Raw genomic sequence first — 17542 nt, 5'->3', positions numbered from 1 at the left:
GTTCTGCCAACAGCAGGAAGCTTCCATTACGTAGCGAAATCAACGATCTGGCGGTTCTTCTGGTAGGCCCGGAGGGACTCGAACCCCCAACCAAAGCGTTATGAGCGCTCTGCTCTAACCAATTGAGCTACAGGCCCGCCTGAGCGCCTTGGGTATCACGGTGAACGCCCGCGTCAAGCCTGACCGTTGCAACATGTTGCACAATCGACTAACCCGCCCGCAAAGCATTCAAAAGGGATTGGCCATGACAGCGGGCAAGAACGGAATCACCTATGCCGATGCGGGCGTGGATATCGATGCAGGCAACGCGTTGGTCGACCGGATCAAGCCCGCTGCCAAGCGCACCAACCGGCCCGGAGTGATGAGCGGTCTGGGTGGTTTCGGTGCGCTGTTTGACCTGAAGGCCGCCGGGTATGACGACCCGATCCTTGTGGGGGCGACCGACGGGGTCGGCACAAAGCTGCGGATCGCGATTGATACCGGCGTGGTGGATGGCGTTGGCATTGATCTGGTGGCGATGTGCGTGAATGACTTGATCTGTCAGGGGGCCGAGCCGCTGTTCTTCCTCGACTATTTCGCGACCGGCAAGCTGGACACCGATACCGCTGCGCGGATCATCGAAGGGATTGCCGAAGGCTGCGCGCAGTCTGACTGCGCCCTGATCGGCGGTGAAACGGCTGAAATGCCGGGCATGTATCCCGATGGTGATTTCGATCTGGCCGGGTTCTCGGTCGGGGCGATGGAACGTGGCGGTGATCTGCCCGACGGGGTTCAGGCGGGTGATGTGCTGCTGGGGCTGGCGTCGAACGGTGTGCACTCGAACGGATACTCGCTGGTGCGCAAGCTGGTCGAGATATCGGGCCTGAACTGGGATGATGCCTCGCCCTTTGGCGAGGGGTCGTTGGGTGAGGCGTTGCTGACGCCGACGCGCCTGTATGTGAAGCCCGCTCTGGCCGCGATCCGGGCAGGGGGCGTGCATGCGTTGGCCCATATTACCGGCGGCGGCCTGACCGAAAACCTGCCGCGTGTTCTGCCCGAAGGGCTGGGCGCGGAAATCGACCTGAACGCCTGGAACCTGCTGCCGGTCTTTGGCTGGATGGCGCAGACCGGCGGGATTGCCGAGGCCGAGATGCTGAAAACCTTCAACTGTGGCATTGGCATGATCGTCGTCTGTGCCGAGGATCAGGCAGATGAACTGACGAACCTGCTGTCCGAGGCGGGCGAGACCGTCTCGCGCATTGGGTCGATCATCGATACGCCCGGCGTCGCCTATTCGGGCAAGTTGTTGTGAGCCACAAGCGCGTCGCGATCCTGCTTTCGGGTGGCGGGTCCAACATGGTGTCGCTGGTCGACAGCATGCAAGGCGACCACCCGGCGCGGCCCTGTCTGGTGCTGTCGAATGACGCGCAGGCCGGGGGGCTGAAGAAGGCGGCGGATCGGGGCATCGCGACGGCAGTCGTGGATCACCGCCCCTACAAGGGCGACCGTGCCGCGTTTGAGGCCGAACTGCTGAAACCGTTGCTTCAGGCGCAACCGGATATCGTCTGTCTGGCCGGCTTCATGAGGGTTCTCACCGGCGATTTCGTCCGACAATTTCAGGGGAGAATGCTGAATATTCACCCCTCGCTGTTGCCAAAATACAAGGGGTTGCGCACCCATACCCGCGCGATTGAGGCAGGCGACGCTGAACATGGCTGCACCGTGCACGAGGTAACCGCGGCTCTGGATGACGGCCCAATTCTGGGTCAGGCCCGTGTAAACATTGAATCCGGCGACACGCCCGATGCCTTGGCTGCCCGCGTTCTGGTGTGGGAACACAAGCTGTACCCCGCCGTCCTGCGCCGTTATGCGATCGGAGACAGGTCGCCTGTTCTGCTGCCCTGATCGCCCGAGGGTGATTTACACTTGGCCGCTATTCGTCCTATGGTCGCGCTTACCGCTCGGGACGAGGAAAAATCGGGCAAACCCCAAGAACAAAAGCAAGACTAGTACGGCGCATGAAAACCCTGACGACGACGCAAGAGCTGGCCGATTTCTGCAAGGCCGCTTCGGACCATCCCTATGTCACTGTAGATACCGAGTTCCTGCGCGAACGCACCTATTACTCGAAGCTTTGTCTGGTGCAACTCGCCGTCCCGTCCGAGGGTGAAGACAACGCGGTTCTGGTCGATCCTTTGGCCGATGGGCTGTCACTGGACCCGCTTTATGACCTGTTCCGGGATGAAAGCGTGGTCAAAGTGTTCCACGCCGCACGGCAGGATCTTGAGATTTTCTGGGTCGAGGCCAACGTTTTCCCCAAACCGCTTTTCGACACGCAGGTCGCCGCGATGGTCTGCGGCTTTGGCGAGCAGGTCGGGTACGAGACGCTGGTGCGCAAGATTTGCAAGCAGGGGGTGGACAAAACCTCGCGCTTTACCGACTGGTCGCGGCGTCCCCTGACGGATGCGCAGAAAACCTATGCGCTGGCGGATGTGACCCATCTGCGAAAAATCTACGAACATCTGGCGGCGGAACTGGAAAAGACGCGCCGCAGCCATTGGGTGGCCGAGGAACTGCATATTCTGACCCAGTCCGGCACCTATGACATCCAGCCCGCCGATGCGTGGAAGCGGATCAAAACCCGGACCAACTCGGCCAAGTTTCTGGCGGTCGTGCGCGAGTTGGCGCATTTCCGGGAAGCCTATGCGCAGGAAAACAACGTCCCCCGCAACCGGGTTTTCAAGGATGATGCGCTGATCGAACTGGCCTCGACCAAACCCAAATCGCAATCCGACTTAGGCGGGTCCCGCCTGTTGCTGCGCGAGGCGCGCAAGGGCGCGATTGCCGATGGCATTCTGACTGCGGTCAAAAAAGGCGTGAACTGCCCAGCGGATGATCTGCCCCGGGTCGACAACAGCCGTGACAAGCTGAAGGTCAATCCGGCGCTGGCGGATTTGCTGCGGGTCCTGCTCAAGTCAAAAACCGAAAGCTCGGGCGTTGCCGCCAAGCTGATCGCCACAAGCGCCGAACTGGATCAGATCGCGGCGGGTGAGCGCGCGGTTCCGGCCATGTCCGGCTGGCGGTTTGAGGTTTTTGGCGAAGACGCGCTGAAACTTTGCGAGGGCAAGATCGCGCTGGCGGCAAAAGGGCAGGCGGTCAAGGTCGTCGCGCTTTAACGCCGCCGCGATTCCAGCGCGTTTTGCTGCCCGACAACGCGCACAAGCCGAACGCTTTCCAATTCCTGCCTTGAGATGTTGATGGCGTCCGACACCATGCGTGTCCGCTCGGACCCCTGTGCGGTCTGATAGTTGGGGTAGTTCACGCGGAATGTGTATTCCAGAACGCCGTTCTTTTCGTTCTCTTCCGACGGCACCAGAACCAGCCGTGCGTTATAGGCCCCCTGACGCTGCGCGGTGCCCGAGACATAAACGATCGCGCCCGTGGGCGTTGGATCAATGCGCAACTCGTCAATCTTGGCAATCGGAATGCTTGTGTCTTCCGCGTCGGGTCGCGTAAACAAGCCGCCGCCCTGGCTTTGCTGGGGCACAAGCAGGTTTGGATCGTCGGGCGATACTTCGACCGGCGCAGAGGTGCTTGAGCCGAACCAGTTTGACGGGTTCACCCGCGAGTCGCGCCAGCCGCTGCAGGCAGATAGGGTCAACGTGGCGATAACGAGAACAGAAACTGATTTTTGCATGGACCCACGGCTATTGGCACTCATTCAAGCAATGGGTTAGCGCAAATTCCGTGCCTTGAAAAGCCACGCCGGGGGCTGGACAGGGGGTGATCCTAGGCATAGGTCACAAATTGTGAACGAAACGGAAGGACCGCCGCATCATGGCAACGCCCGCCTTTGAAGACATCGTCGAGGATTTCGAGTTTCTGGAGGACTGGGAAGACCGGTACCGCCACGTCATCGAGCAGGGCAAAGCGATGGAGCCGCTGGACGATGCGTTCAAAGTGCCGGCCACCAAGGTGCATGGCTGCGCCAGTCAGGTCTGGCTGCATCCGCTGATCGAAGGCGGCGAGTTCCGGTTCGACGGCGACAGCGACGCGCTGATCGTGCGGGGGCTGATCGCGGTTCTGAGGTCGCTTTACAATGGCCTGCCCGTGACCGAAGTGCAAAAGGTCGATGCCGGAGGCGAACTGGCGCGGCTTGGGCTGAATGATCATCTGTCCGCGCAGCGCTCCAACGGGTTGCGTGCCATGATCGAACGCATTCGTGAGGTGGCGCAGGAAAACGCCTGATCCTGCACTCGGGTCAGTCCTGAGCGCCGCGTGTGGCCCAATCCGCCAGAGTGACCTCAAGATCGCCATACCCTGTCAGCCGACGTTCAAAGGCAAGACCCATCCGATCCGCAATCTCTTCTGCCCGCGCAGTTAATTCGGGGTCATCTAGCTGCGCCTGATAGACCACTTTGGTGTAATTGCCGAAATACATATCCCGCAGCTCGGGGTGCCGTTCCAAACCCATCGGTTTCCAGACAAACGCATCGAACTGCCGGGCGAGAAAATCCGTCAGGTAGAAGGCGGTGATTTCATCATCCCCACGGTCCGCGAAAGCCTCGTTGCCCTCGAAGAAGGAATAGCAGTGCGGGCCTTTGATCATCTCGACCCCCAGACGTTCACACGCGCTTTGCAATAGGCCTCCGGTGCCGCAATCGGCGTAGACGACGAAGATCTGATCGTACTGGTCGCGGTGCTTTTCCAGGGCCTCTTCCACGGCCTGCGTGATCTTTTCTGGGTGGATATGCAGGATCGCTGGAAGGCAGGTCAACGCCATGTGATCCCAGCCGTTACGTTTTTTGATATCCAGAATCTCACGCGCCAGAGCGCCACAGGCCAGCAACAGGATCTGGCCTTTCTTACCCTGTTCCTGAAAACCATCAGTCGTCAGGCTGGCGTCATCCGGCAAGTGGTCCTGTTGCATATCAACGTCCTCTTTCAGGTCGCGTAGGCGGAAACGAGAAAGGCCGCCCGGTGACGAGCGGCCCTTGAACGACTTTTGCGTACCGTCAGCCCGCCAGTTGGTTGTGCTTGCGCGAAACGAAATCCTTTGCCATTTCCACCGCCACAGCAGCGTCACGGCAGTATCCGTCGGCACCGATGGCCTTGCCGAATTCTTCGTTCAGGGGCGCGCCGCCTACCAGAACGATGTAATCATCCCGCAGGCCCTGTTCGACCATCGTGTCGATCACGACTTTCATATAGGGCATGGTGGTGGTCAGCAGGGCGGACATGCCCAGAATATCGGGTTGTTCGGCTTCCAGCGCTTCCAGATAGTTTTCGACGGGATTGTTGATGCCCAGATCGACGACCTCGAACCCTGCGCCTTCCATCATCATCGACACAAGGTTCTTGCCGATGTCGTGAATGTCGCCCTTAACGGTGCCGATCACCATCTTGCCGACACGCGGCGCGCCGGTTTCGGCCAGCAGAGGCTTCAGGATCGCCATGCCGCCCTTCATCGCGTTGGCGGCCAGCAGAACCTCGGGCACGAACAGGATACCGTCGCGGAAGTCATGGCCAACAATCGTCATGCCACCAACCAGCGCCTTGGTCAAAACATCGTAGGGCATCCATCCGCGTTCCAGCAGGATGTTCACGCCTTCTTCGATCTCTTCTTTCAGGCCATCATAAAGATCGTCGAACATCTGTTCGACAAGTTCTTCGTCGTTCAGTTCGGACAGGACGATGTCTTCTTCTTCAGACATGGGCATTTCCCTGAGCTGTGCGGGCCATAGCCCGTGGTGGCATTTTTTCCGTTTTGGCCAAAACGTCGCAGCCTGACTGTGACGATTGCGACCTCGGCGGTTTCGGGACCGACCTATACGTTACTTTATTTGAGCATTCGATGGAAACATATGCATGATCATCCTGCATTTGGCTCAGGATTCATCAACTTTCCGGGAAGGGTGGCTATTTGCACCGGACCCGCCGCGTGTTCCACTGACCCCCGTTGAACCCCTTGTGCGATAAGCCGATTTCGCTTACTGATGAGTTAGAACAAAAAGCGAACAAATTAATGACCCAACAACCCAATATCCGTGGCCGGGGCACAGCGTCCAATAATGCTGGCCGGTTCGAACGGTTTGCCACCGTCGCGGCGGATGACGGGTGGGATCTTGAGGAGGATCTGCCCTCGCTGCGCACCGAGGTTCGGGATGAAATCGCGCGCAGCGTGATCACCTATAACCGCTCACCGGATCTGCCGTTTGACCGGTCGATCAACCCCTATCGCGGGTGCGAGCATGGGTGTGTCTACTGTTTCGCTCGTCCAAGTCATGCCTATCTTGGGCTGTCCCCCGGTCTGGATTTTGAAACCCGCCTGATCGCGCGACCAAATGCTGCTGATATCCTGCGTCGGGAACTGTCCGCCAGGGCCTACCGCGTCGCGCCCATTGCGCTGGGGACGAATACGGACCCGTATCAGCCGGTCGAGAAAACGCGTTTGATCACAAGGTCATGCCTGGAGGTTCTGCAAGCCTTCAACCATCCCATTGCGATCGTGACCAAAGGTGCGCTGATCGAGCGGGATCTGGATATCCTCGCTGATATGGCCGCCAAAGGTCTGGCGCGGGTTGGGATTTCTCTGACAACGCTGGATGCGGGCCTCTCGCGCCAGATGGAGCCGCGCGCGCCGTCGCCGCAGCGTCGATTGGCCATGATCCGACGCTTGACCGGGGCAGGAGTGCCGGTCCGCGTGATGACCTCACCCATTGTTCCGGGGCTCACGGATCATGAGCTGGAGGATTTGCTTCAGGCCGGAAAAGACGCCGGCGCGGATGCCGCCAGTTGGATCATGCTGCGCTTGCCGCGCGAGGTCTCGGCCCTTTGGCAGGAGTGGCTAGCAGCGCACGAACCGGCGCGCTCGGAAAAGGTCATGTCCCGGTTGCGCGACATGCATGGCGGGCGGGATTATGACCCGCGCTGGGGTCACAGAATGCGGGGCGAGGGCGAGTATGCCGGGATGGTCGCCAAGCGTTTCAAACTGGCGGTGAAACGGTTTGGACTGGCCACAAAGTCTGACCCTCTGCGGTGTGATCTGTTCGCGAAACCGCCGCAATCCGGAGATCAACTCAGCCTGTTCTGAAGTAAGAAGATCAAGGCCGCCCCCTGGTCAAAGCCTTTGCTTTTTCATGTTTTTCTAAAACCTGATTAATTTTTAATCCGTTCGTGAACTCAATCACAGTTATCGCGGGCACGCTGGTTTACACCCCGAAGCAGAGGTAACTTGAAGGAGAAAAAGATGGGGACCCCTAGGGAAATCGAAGCAGCAGCGAAGAAGATGCAGGCGGCAACGGCGGCCTACCACAAATCGCAGCAGGAACTGGAGAAGGCCAACCGGGATTTGGTGAAATACGATTCCATCATAAAGGGTGGGAATATCTCGCAGATGGCCCCTGCGACAATTGAATTGTCAAAGATCGCGACCAAACTCGGAACTTTGCACAAGAAGGTCATAGACAATAAGAAAAAGATGGATGAAGCGATCAAGGCGCTGTCCAAGGTTATGCCCAAGTAGACATTTTTCCTGCCGGAACGCGCCCGCCGCTCACGGGCCGTTGCAGGAATTTCCACCTACCGAGAAACAAATAAACCCCGCCGAATGGCGGGGTTTTGCGTTGTACCTGACTGTGTCAGCGGTTTTCGATATCGACGTAGTCGCGCAGTGTTTCGCCCAGATACAACTGGCGCGGACGGCCGATCTTGTTCTGCGGATCGGCAATCATCTCTTTCCACTGGCTGACCCAGCCAACCGTACGCGATAGGGCGAAGATCGGCGTGAACATCGAGGTCGGGAAGCCCATCGCCTCGAGGATGATACCCGAGTAGAAATCGACATTCGGGAACAGCTTCTTCTCGGCGAAATACGGATCTTCCAGCGCTTCGCGTTCCAGTTCCTTGGCGACCTGCAGCTTGGGATTGTCCTCGATGCCCAGCAGATCGAGCACTTCGTCCGCCGATTGCTTCATCACCTTGGCGCGCGGGTCGAAGTTCTTGTAAACCCGGTGGCCAAAACCCATCAGGCGGAACGGATCGCTCTTGTCCTTGGCGCGCGCAATGTATTCAGGGATGCGATCGACGCTTCCGATCTCTTCCAGCATTTCCAGACAGGCTTGGTTGGCACCGCCGTGAGCCGGACCCCAGAGACAGGCGATACCGGCCGCGATACAGGCAAACGGGTTCGCACCCGAGGACGACGCCAGACGCACGGTCGAGGTCGAGGCATTCTGCTCGTGGTCCGCATGCAGGGTAAAGATGCGGTCCATCGCGCGGCTGAGGATCGGATTAACCTCGTATTCCTCTGCCGGGACGCTGAAACACATGCGCAGGAAGTTCGACGCATAATCCAGATCGTTGCGCGGATACACGAAGGGTTGACCGGTGTGATACTTATAGGCCCAAGCCGCAATGGTCGGCATTTTCGCGATCAGCCGGTGCGAGGCGATTTCGCGCTGGCGCGGGTCGGCGATATCGGTCGAGTCGTGATAGAAGGCCGACATTGCGCCGACGACCCCAACCATGATCGCCATCGGATGCGCGTCGCGGCGGAACCCGCGATAGAAATACTGCATCTGCTCGTGCAGCATGGTGTGGCGCGTGATGGTGGTTTCGAATGTTTCCAGGTCCTTGGCGACCGGAAGCTCTCCGTACAGCAACAGATAGCAGACTTCGAGGAAATGAGACTTCTCGGCCAGTTGGTCGATCGGATAGCCCCGGTGCAGCAACTCTCCTTTTTCGCCATCGATATAGGTGATGGTGCTGTCGCAGCTTGCAGTCGAGGTAAAGCCGGGATCGTAGGTAAACACGCCCGCGTCGCTGTACAGCTTGCGGATATCAACAACATCAGGGCCAGCGGTCGGTGAGTGGACCGGCAACTCATACTCTTTGCCATGAACGGTCAGAGTGGCTGTTTTGTTGCTTTCAGTCATGGTTGTCCCTTCTTCATTCATGCGCAGTTCGGCACGCTGTCCGACCTAGCGGGCAACGGCTGCGCGTTTGACGCGCAGTCCGGGTGTTATTGGAGCAGCGTTACCCGATTATGAAGATTGGGTTTAATTCGCTGCGTCAGAAAGACGGGCCAAGGTTTCATCCCGACCCAGTACTAGCATCATGTCAAACACCGAAGGAGTAACCGCGCGTCCCGCCAGCACAGCCCGAAGTGGCCCCGCCAGCTTACCGAACTTTAGCCCCTTTGCCTCGGCAAAGGAATTCAAGGCCTCCTCCAGTTCGTTCCGAGACCAGCTAACATTTTGCAACTGCGGCGTCAATTCTTCCAGTATACCGTCGGATACTGAGCCAAGGGCCTTAGCCGCCTTCTCATCCGGGGCGATTGGGCGTTCTGTCAGTGCAAAATGAGCCTTTTCAAGCAGTTCCGGGAAAGTGCGCGCGCGATCCTTGAGGCAATACATCGCACGTTCCAGATCACCGGATTGTGTCTGTGTGAGAGGCGGCAGGTTCGCTGCAGCCAGATATCCTTCGATTTCCTGCCGCAATGCAGCATCATCCGAGATCGCGATATGCTGGCCGCACAGGTTTTCCAGCTTTTTCAGATCGAAACGCGCGGGGCTTTTGCCGATTCCCCCCAGGTCGAACCATTCTTTGGCTTGCTCGTCGGTGAAGAATTCCTCGTCACCGTGGCTCCAGCCCAATCGCGCCAGATAGTTGCGCATACCAGCGGCGGGATAGCCCATGGCCTGATATTCTTGTGCGCCCAGTGCTCCGTGACGTTTGGACAGCTTCTTGCCGTCAGGCCCGTGAATCAGCGGGATGTGCGCCCAGACGGGGACATCCCAGCCCATCGCTTCATAGATCATCATCTGACGCGCGGCGTTGTTCAGGTGATCGTCGCCGCGGATCACATGTGTCACCCCCATGTCGTGGTCGTCCACTACAACGGCCAGCATATAGACCGGCGTTCCGTCCGAGCGCAGCAGGATCATGTCGTCGAGTTGATCGTTGCGGATGGTCACATCGCCCTGCACTTGATCGCGGATGACGGTCGCTCCGTCTTGCGGGGCTTTTATGCGGATCGCAAACGGGGCATCCGGATGGGTCGAAGGGTCAGCGTCGCGCCAAGGGCTGCGAAACAGAGTTGATTTGCCCTCGGCCCGGGCGTTTTCGCGGAACGCCGTGATTTCTTCTTGCGATGCAAAGCACTTGTACGCCTTGCCCTCGGCCAGCAACTGATGCGCGACCTCGGCGTGACGCGCGGCACCTTCGAACTGAGAAATAACGTCGCCATCGTGATCCAGCCCCAGCCACGCCATGCCCTGAAGGATCGCGGCAGTGGCCTCAGGAGTCGAGCGTTCCCGGTCGGTGTCTTCGATCCGCAGCAGGAACTTACCGCCGCGCCCGCGCGCAAACAGCCAGTTGAACAGCGCGGTGCGCGCGCCACCGATATGCAGAAAACCGGTGGGCGAGGGGGCAAAACGAGTGACGACCTGATCGGACATTGTGTTGATTAACCTTTTGGTAACCGCGTTGGGCATAGTTTGGCGACTATCTAACCAGCCCGAAAGACGGGGGCAACCATGCGTGTTCTGGCACGGGTCGAGACCGCGCTTTTGTACCAGGCCGGGTATCTGTTTCCATGGTCTCCGGTCTGTCTGGCCATTGGCATCGGCCTGTATTTCGGCCTGCGGTTCGAGCCTGATTGGCTGGTCTACGCCGGTCTGGTTGCACTTGCGGTGGTGCTCATCGGCCTGCGCTTTGTTCTACCGTCAGGGTGGGGCTCGCCGATGATCGCGGGCGCTCTGGTCATCGCCGGGTTCGCTCTGGCAGGCGCACGGGCGCATCAGATGGCAGAACCGGTTTTGTCATGGCGATACTACGGCCCGGTCGAGGGGCGGGTCGTTGCCATCGACCGTTCCGCCTCGGACGCGCTGCGGCTGACGCTGGACCGGGTGCGCATTGGGGATGTCCCGCCGGACCGCAGGCCGCAGCGTGTCCGCCTGTCGGTTCACGGCGGCTCGGGGCCGATCAGCCCGGGCCAAAGGATCATGACAACCGCGCACCTGTCGCCACCGCAGGGGCCGGTCGAACCTGGCGGGTTCGATTTCCGCCGTCACGCCTGGTTTCAGAGACTGGGCGCAGTGGGATATTCGCGGGTACCGATCCTGACCGTCGCGCCGCCCGAGAATGGGATCGAGGGCGTCCGGATCACAGCATGGCGCATGGCCATCTCGCACCGGGTGCGCGAGGTGCTTCCGGGCGAGGTCGGGGGCTTTGCGGCCGCGGTCACCACCGGAGACCGCAGCGGCATGGGGCAGGAGACGCTGAACGCACTTCGGGTTTCAAACCTTGCCCATTTGCTGGCTATTTCGGGCCTGCATATGGGCCTGCTGACCGGGTTCGTCTTTGTCGCATGCCGGATTGGCCTGTCGGCGATTCCTGCATTGGCCCTGCGCGTGCCAGTGCGCAAGATCGCGGCCGTTTGCGCTTTGTCCGCTGCGGTCATTTATCTGATGCTGTCCGGCGGCAATGTCGCGACAGAGCGCGCGTTCATCATGGTCAGCGTCATGTTCGCAGCGGTCCTGATCGACCGCCGCGCGATATCGCTGCGGGCGGTCGCCGTGGCCGCACTGATCGTCCTATTTCTAAGGCCCGAATCCCTGCTCAGCCCGGGGTTCCAGATGTCTTTTGCCGCCACAACCGCGCTGGTCGCCGTGTTCGGAGCATTGCGCGACTGGGGCCCCGCGCCCGGCCCGAAATGGTTAAAACCCGTCATTGGCGTTCTGATGTCCTCGGCCATCGCAGGGCTGGCGACGGCCCCAATTGGAGCTGCGCATTTCAACACCATGTCGCATTTCGGCTTGCTGGCAAACATCCTGTCCGTGCCGGTGATGGGCAGCATTGTGGTCCCCTCTGCTGTTCTCGCCGCGCTCTTGGCACCGTTCGGGCTGGAGGCGGTGGCCCTGACCCTAATGAGCGTCGGATTGCGCTGGATTCTCTTTGTGTCCGAGTGGGTTTCTGGCCTGGACGGCGCGCAGGGCTTTGTCGTCAGCCCGCCGTGGTTTGTCTTGCCGGTCCTCGTGATGGGGGGCTTGTGGCTGGCGCTGTGGCAGGGCCGGGCGCGGTGGGTCGGGGTTATGCCGGTGATTGGCGCGCTGCTGCTGTGGCAGCCAACCAGCCGGCCTGTTGTTCTGGTGGCAGAATCCGGTGGGTTGGTCGGGGTCATGACCCAGCAGGGACGGGCGCTGAGCAAGGAAAAAGGCAGCGGCTTTGTCGCCACCGTGTGGCTTGAGAACGACGGTGACGGTGTGGACCAAGCGCAGGCCTCGCAACGATGGCCGAGAGAGGATGGGCTGGTTCAGCGCTTTGCGCTTAAGGGTAAAGAACTGGTTCACATCACCGGAAAGCGGGCGGCGCGCGGGTTCGATGAATGCCGCGAGGATCAGATCATCGTGTCCTCAGTATCATTGAACCTGCAGGGCAAATGCGGGTTGTTCGACCCCGAGCGCCTGCTTGAAACCGGCAGTCTGGCGTTTTCAGGTGGAAAGCTGACGACAAGCGCCCAGATGACCGGGCACCGTCTGTGGTCTCCAAAATCCCCGGCGGTCCGACGCGGGAAACAGGATCAGTAGGTGCGGATCAGGCCCACCAGTCGCCCCTGAACCTTGACCTTATCCTCGGGCAGGACCCGCGTTTCATAGGCCGGGTTCGCGGCTTCCAGCGCGATGGCGTTGCCGCGGCGGAAGAAGCGTTTCAGCGTGGCTTCCTGATCCTCGACCAGCGCAACGACGATGTCACCGTTGTCGGCAACGCCAGTTTCGCGGATGACAACCACGTCGCCATCATTGATACCGGCGTCGATCATCGAGTCGCCCCGCACCTCAAGCGCGTAGTGCTCCCCTTTGCCCGACACCATCGTTCCCGGCACGGCAACGCGGTGCGAGACATGGCTGATCGCCTCAATCGGAACACCGGCGGCGATCCGGCCCATCACGGGCAATTCCATCGCATCCACCGAAACCGGCTCAAAATTGGCGGGGCGCGGGCCAGAGGGCTTGTCCCCTTCAATCACACGCGGGCTGAACCCGGCTGTGGGTTCGCCACCCAGACTTTCGGGCAGCTTCACAATCTCGATGGCGCGGGCGCGGTGGGCGAGGCGGCGGATAAAGCCGCGCTCCTCCAGCGCGGTGATCAGCCGGTGAATGCCGGATTTCGACCGCAGGTCCAGCGCCGCCTTCATTTCATCAAAACTGGGCGGAACACCGTCCGCCTGCACGCGTTTGTGGATGAATTCCAGTAGATCCAACTGCTTCTTGGTCAACATCGCTCATACCTCGTCGCTCATGCGTTTTCTTTTGTTCTACGCATGTTCACGTTTTGTGTCAACGGATTTGGCGCGATGTCAAATTGGTAGGTATGAAACCTGATCCCCGACCTTTAGCGGCGGATCATTCGGGGGACGCACCAGCAGCGCATCGGCCTGAGCCAGCACGCTTAGCAGCGAGCTGTCCTGATCCGCACAGGCGCGGATGCCGTTTTCGTCCAGGTTGGCGCGCATATAATGTTCACGAGGGCCATTTGCATCCAACGGTTCCGACAGCACAGCCTGCTGAAGCGGCGGCAGCACCTGAGTCAGCCCCAGGATGCGACGCACCATCGGTGCAAGGAACAAATACCCGCAAATCATTGCACTGACAGGATTTCCGGGCAGTCCAACCATCGCCGTATCGCCCATCCGACCCGCCATTAGAGGTTTACCGGGGCGCATGCGGACTTTGTAGAAGGACCTCTCCATTCCCAAACTCTGCGATACCTCCGAGACCAGATCGTAATCACCAACTGAGGCTCCGCCAATTGTCACTACCAGATCGGCCCCTTTGGCCAGACCAAAGGCCGTTTCCAGCGAACTGATCGTGTCCCGCGCAATCGGCAAGACCCTGACATGGGCCCCCAAACCTTCTAGCAAGGCCTGAAGGCCAAAGGTGTTTGATGCGATGATCTGGTCGGGGCCCGGCGTTTCCCCGGGCATCACCAGCTCATTCCCGGTCGAGATCAAAGCGACAACCGGTTTTCGCGTCACGGGGACCTGCGGGATGTTCATCGCCGCCATCAACGCAACATCTTCAGCCCGGATCAGACGTGGGGCCCGGACGCGTGTGCCCTTGGTAAAATCCACACCAGCATGCCGGATATTGGATTTGGCACTGGGCGTTTCGCTGATTGTGATCAGATCGCCGTTTTGGTCCACGTTTTCTTGAATGACGATGAAGTCCGCACCTTCCGGGACGGGGGCCCCGGTGAAGATGCGAACAGCTTGTCCTGCACCAACGGCCCCGTCGAACCTGTGGCCCGCCGTCGCCTCGCCTATGACTTTGAACATGGCGTGCAGTTCGACCTCGGCCGCTTTGACGGCATATCCGTCCATTGAAGACGCCGCGAACGGAGGTTGATCCAGCGTCGCGATCACGTCTTGCGCCAGAACGCGACCGGTAGATTTCTCCAGCGGAACATGTTCAACCGGCAGGGGTGACGCCAGATCGAACAGCAGCGCGCGGGCTTCTTCTACGCTAATCATGTTGCCTCGTAACGTCCCGATTTGCCGCCGTCTTTCAAAAGAACGCGGATACCGCCGATCTCCATCGCTTTGTCCACCGCCTTGGTCATATCGTAAACCGTCAGCGCGGCGGTCGAGGCTGCTGTCAGCGCCTCCATCTCAACCCCGGTTTGGCCCGAGGTTTTGACTGTCGCCTCGATCTGCACGCCGGGAAGGTCGGGATCGAGGGTCAGCTCCACCGCAACCTTGGTCACCGGCAGCGGATGGCAGAGCGGGATCAGATCCGGCGTCTTTTTTGCCCCCATGATGCCCGCCAGGCGTGCAACGCCCAGGACATCGCCCTTTTTGGCGCGGCCTTCCGAGATGAGGTCAAAAGTTTCCTGTGCCATTTTGATGTGCCCTGCGGCAACGGCCACACGATCCGTAACGGCCTTATCCGAAACATCCACCATATGCGCCTGTCCTTGCGCGTCGAAATGGGTCAGCGGCATCACATCACTCCGGGTATCAGGGGGTTAGTCAGCAGGTGCCGGGTCGCCGAGGTGACATCGTCCTGCCGCATCAGGCTTTCACCGATCAAGAAGCAACGGGCACCGTAGCGAGCGATATCCGAAAGATCCTCGGGCGTGCTCAGGCCGCTTTCGCAGACGATGGTCCGGTCGCCCGGGACCAGTTTCGATAGCCGCCGCGTGGTATCAAGAGTGGTCTCGAACGTCTTGAGATTACGATTGTTTATCCCGATCAAGGGGCTTTTCAGCTGTGTCGCGCGTTCCAGTTCGGCCTCGTCATGAACCTCGATCAGAACATCCATGCCCCAGTCAAAGGCGGTTTGTTCCAGTTCGGCGGCCTGTTCATCCTCGACCGAGGCCATGATGATCAGAATACAGTCTGCCCCCAACGCCCGGGCTTCGACCACCTGATAGGGGTCGTACATGAAGTCCTTGCGCAGCGCGGGGAGCGACGTTGCCGCGCGGGCTTCGGTCAGAAAGTCCTTGGCCCCCTGGAAACTGGGCGTATCGGTCAGAACGGACAGGCAGGCCGCGCCGCCTTCTTCGTAGGCTTTTGCCAGTACGGGCGGATCAAAATCGGGGCGGATCAGACCTTTGGACGGGCTGGCTTTCTTGACCTCGGCAATCAGGCCGTACCCCCGACGGGAAGCAGCCTGCAGCGCCTTGGCAAACCCGCGCACCTCGGATGCGCTGCGGGCTTCGCCTTCGACCTCGTCCAGCGATTTCTGCGCCTTGTCCGCTGCAACTTCTTCCAGCTTATAGGCTTTGATTTTGTCCAGAACAGTCTCGGTCATGCGGCTTCCTGTGTGATGCGGGCCAGGGCGGTGATCTTCTCTTTGGCCTTACCGCTGTCTATGCTTTGTGCAGCTTTTGCAACACCTTCGCGCAAATCGTTTGCCGCTTCTGCAACGACCAGGGCCGCCGCCGCGTTCAGCAATACAGCGTCCCGATAAGCCGAGGGTGCGCCGTCCAACAATGCGCGGAAGGCCTTGGCGTTTTCCTCGGGAGTACCGCCGACGATGTCGTCGAAGGGATGAACCGGCAATCCCGCGTCTTCCGGGTGCAGTTCCACCTCTTTGACCCTACCGTCTTCTAGCGCGGCGACCCAACTGACGCCGGTGATCGTCAACTCGTCCGTACCGTCCGAGCCATGCACCAGCCACGCGCGGTCCGAGCCCAGCAAGCCCAGCGTTTCCGCCATCGGGCGTATCAACTCGCGGCTAAAGGCCCCGGTTAGTTGGCGTTTCACACCCGCCGGGTTGGTCAGTGGCCCGAGAATATTGAAGATCGTGCGTGTGCCAAGTTCCTGCCGCGAGGGCATCACATGGGCAATCGCCGGGTGATGCATCGGGGCCATCATGAAGCAGATCCCCGCGTCGCTCAGCGCCTTTTCCACGGTCTCAGGGCCGACCATCACGTTGATGCCCATCTGCCCCAACGCATCCGCCGCCCCGGATTTGGAGCTGAGGTTCCGGTTGCCGTGCTTGGCAACGGTGACACCCGCACCCGCCACCACAAAGGCAGTCGCGGTTGAGATGTTCAGCGTACCCTTGCCGTCGCCCCCCGTGCCCACAATGTCCATCGCACCGGCCGGGGCCGAAACCGCGTTGCACTTGGCACGCATCACAGCGGCGGCTGCGGCGTATTCATCCACCGTTTCACCGCGCGTGCGCATGGCCATCAGCAGACCGCCGATCTGGCTGGGGGTGGCCTGGCCGTCGAACAGAATGCCAAAGGCCTGTTCAGCCTCGGCACGGGTCAGGGGCCGGTCGGCGGCGGCTCCGATCAGCGGTTTTAGAATGTCGCTCATGCGGGGACTTTCAGTTCTTGTAGGAAATTCTTGAGCAGGGCGTGGCCGTGTTCCGAGGCGATGGATTCTGGATGGAACTGGACGCCGTGGATCGGAAGCTCTTTGTGCTGCAGGCCCATGATCGTGCCGTCTTCCAGCTCTGCCGTGATCTCCAGGCAGTCGGGCAGGGTTTCGCGTTCGACGATCAGAGAATGATAGCGCGTCGCCTCGAATGGCGAGGGCAGCCCGGCGAACACGCCTTTGCCGGTGTGATGCATCGTGCCCATCTTGCCATGCACGATCTCATGGCAGCGGATCACCTTGCCGCCAAAGACCTGACCGATGGTTTGATGGCCAAGGCAGACGCCCATCAGCGGCGTTTTGGTCTCGGCTGCGGCTTCGGTCAGGGCCAGGCAAATCCCGGCCTGATCCGGGTCACAGGGGCCGGGGCTCAGCAGGATGCCAGCGGGGTTCATCGCCATCGCTTCCTGCACATCCAGCGCATCGTTCCGGCGAATGACCATTTCGGCGCCAAGTTCGCCCAAATAATGTACCAGATTGTAGGTAAACGAGTCGTAGTTGTCGATCAGCAGCAGCATTTGGGCACTTATCTCGGCTTGGGCATTTCGGGCTGGCGGTACAGCCCCGGGCCACGGTATAATGTCGGGACATACATGCTCAGGCTTGTGCGGCAGCGTCAAGAGGACATCCCCCTTCGACGCACCATCAGGTCGAGCGTCGCGGGAGACGGCG

General features: G+C 60.1%; 18 protein-coding genes and 1 tRNA gene. 7 read left to right on the top strand and 12 right to left on the bottom strand.

The window, feature by feature from the left end; genetic code table 11:
- Positions 1–60 precede the first annotated feature (60 nt).
- Positions 61–137 (bottom strand) — tRNA-Ile (locus ACR0JN_RS04045).
- A gap of 107 nt (positions 138–244) precedes the next feature.
- Between ACR0JN_RS04045 and purM the strand changes: the two genes are divergently transcribed.
- The 3 genes from purM (at position 245) to rnd (ending at position 3155) form a co-directional block, all read left to right on the top strand.
- Complete coding sequence (gene purM, locus ACR0JN_RS04040; RefSeq protein ID WP_480884435.1) at positions 245–1291, top strand: phosphoribosylformylglycinamidine cyclo-ligase; 1047 nt, start codon at positions 245–247, stop codon at positions 1289–1291.
- Positions 1288–1884, top strand: a complete 597-nt coding sequence (gene purN, locus ACR0JN_RS04035) for a phosphoribosylglycinamide formyltransferase (protein WP_480884434.1) — start codon at positions 1288–1290, stop codon at positions 1882–1884. The genes purM and purN overlap by 4 nt, the downstream gene beginning before the upstream one ends.
- 113 nt (positions 1885–1997) lie before the next feature.
- A complete protein-coding gene (gene rnd / locus ACR0JN_RS04030; RefSeq protein WP_480884433.1) occupies positions 1998–3155 on the top strand; it encodes a ribonuclease D in 1158 nt (385 codons plus the stop codon).
- On the opposite strand, the gene ACR0JN_RS04025 is transcribed toward rnd, so the two are convergent.
- Complete coding sequence (locus ACR0JN_RS04025) at positions 3152–3676, bottom strand: hypothetical protein (protein WP_480884432.1); 525 nt, start codon at positions 3674–3676, stop codon at positions 3152–3154. The genes rnd and ACR0JN_RS04025 overlap by 4 nt on opposite strands.
- Positions 3677–3816: 140 nt before the next feature.
- Between ACR0JN_RS04025 and ACR0JN_RS04020 the strand changes: the two genes are divergently transcribed.
- On the top strand, positions 3817–4227 hold the full coding sequence (locus ACR0JN_RS04020; protein WP_480884431.1) for a SufE family protein: 411 nt from the start codon (positions 3817–3819) through the stop codon (positions 4225–4227).
- Positions 4228–4240: 13 nt separating this feature from the next.
- On the opposite strand, the gene ACR0JN_RS04015 is transcribed toward ACR0JN_RS04020, so the two are convergent.
- The gene (locus ACR0JN_RS04015; RefSeq protein WP_480884430.1) at positions 4241–4909 is read right to left on the bottom strand and encodes a DUF1638 domain-containing protein; all 669 of its coding nucleotides are present in this window, start codon (positions 4907–4909) and stop codon (positions 4241–4243) included.
- Between the two features lie 85 nt (positions 4910–4994).
- Entirely contained in the window at positions 4995–5693 is a 699-nt protein-coding gene (locus ACR0JN_RS04010) for a corrinoid protein (protein WP_480815499.1), read from the bottom strand.
- A 311-nt stretch (positions 5694–6004) separates the two neighbouring features.
- On the opposite strand from ACR0JN_RS04010, the gene ACR0JN_RS04005 reads away from it, so the two are divergent.
- A complete protein-coding gene (locus ACR0JN_RS04005; RefSeq protein WP_480884429.1) occupies positions 6005–7072 on the top strand; it encodes a PA0069 family radical SAM protein in 1068 nt (355 codons plus the stop codon).
- A gap of 141 nt (positions 7073–7213) precedes the next feature.
- Positions 7214–7504: a hypothetical protein gene (locus ACR0JN_RS04000; protein ID WP_480884428.1), complete on the top strand. Its 291-nt coding sequence runs from the start codon at positions 7214–7216 to the stop codon at positions 7502–7504.
- Positions 7505–7619: 115 nt separating this feature from the next.
- On the opposite strand, the gene gltA is transcribed toward ACR0JN_RS04000, so the two are convergent.
- Both gltA and gltX read right to left on the bottom strand, forming a co-directional pair.
- Positions 7620–8915: a citrate synthase gene (gene gltA, locus ACR0JN_RS03995; protein ID WP_480884427.1), complete on the bottom strand. Its 1296-nt coding sequence runs from the start codon at positions 8913–8915 to the stop codon at positions 7620–7622.
- 123 nt (positions 8916–9038) lie between these two features.
- On the bottom strand, positions 9039–10439 hold the full coding sequence (gene gltX, locus ACR0JN_RS03990; protein WP_480884426.1) for a glutamate--tRNA ligase: 1401 nt from the start codon (positions 10437–10439) through the stop codon (positions 9039–9041).
- A 78-nt stretch (positions 10440–10517) separates the two neighbouring features.
- Here gltX and ACR0JN_RS03985 point away from each other — a divergent pair, with 78 nt between their 5' ends.
- Entirely contained in the window at positions 10518–12569 is a 2052-nt protein-coding gene (locus ACR0JN_RS03985; protein ID WP_480884424.1) for a ComEC/Rec2 family competence protein, read from the top strand.
- On the opposite strand, the gene lexA is transcribed toward ACR0JN_RS03985, so the two are convergent.
- From lexA to ACR0JN_RS03955, 6 genes are all read right to left on the bottom strand, one after another.
- Positions 12563–13261 carry a transcriptional repressor LexA gene (lexA, locus tag ACR0JN_RS03980; RefSeq protein ID WP_480815505.1) on the bottom strand — a complete coding sequence of 233 codons (699 nt, stop codon included), beginning with the start codon at positions 13259–13261 and terminating at the stop codon, positions 12563–12565. The genes ACR0JN_RS03985 and lexA overlap by 7 nt on opposite strands.
- 78 nt (positions 13262–13339) lie before the next feature.
- Complete coding sequence (locus ACR0JN_RS03975; protein WP_480884422.1) at positions 13340–14512, bottom strand: molybdopterin molybdotransferase MoeA; 1173 nt, start codon at positions 14510–14512, stop codon at positions 13340–13342.
- Complete coding sequence (gene moaC / locus ACR0JN_RS03970; RefSeq protein ID WP_480884420.1) at positions 14509–14982, bottom strand: cyclic pyranopterin monophosphate synthase MoaC; 474 nt, start codon at positions 14980–14982, stop codon at positions 14509–14511. The genes ACR0JN_RS03975 and moaC overlap by 4 nt, the downstream gene beginning before the upstream one ends.
- Positions 14982–15794, bottom strand: a complete 813-nt coding sequence (gene trpC, locus ACR0JN_RS03965) for an indole-3-glycerol phosphate synthase TrpC (RefSeq protein ID WP_480884419.1) — start codon at positions 15792–15794, stop codon at positions 14982–14984. The genes moaC and trpC overlap by 1 nt, the downstream gene beginning before the upstream one ends.
- Positions 15791–16810 (bottom strand): anthranilate phosphoribosyltransferase, encoded by a 1020-nt coding sequence (gene trpD, locus ACR0JN_RS03960; RefSeq protein ID WP_480884417.1) that lies wholly within the window; start codon positions 16808–16810, stop codon positions 15791–15793. Before trpD ends, trpC begins: the two co-directional genes overlap by 4 nt.
- Entirely contained in the window at positions 16807–17388 is a 582-nt protein-coding gene (locus ACR0JN_RS03955; RefSeq protein ID WP_480815510.1) for an anthranilate synthase component II, read from the bottom strand. The genes trpD and ACR0JN_RS03955 overlap by 4 nt, the downstream gene beginning before the upstream one ends.
- Positions 17389–17542 lie beyond the last annotated feature (154 nt).

The organism is Ruegeria sp. G12 (assembly GCF_056533565.1).
The sequence above is the reverse complement of the archived record's forward strand: the minus strand, read 5'-3'. Positions and strand labels throughout refer to the sequence as shown.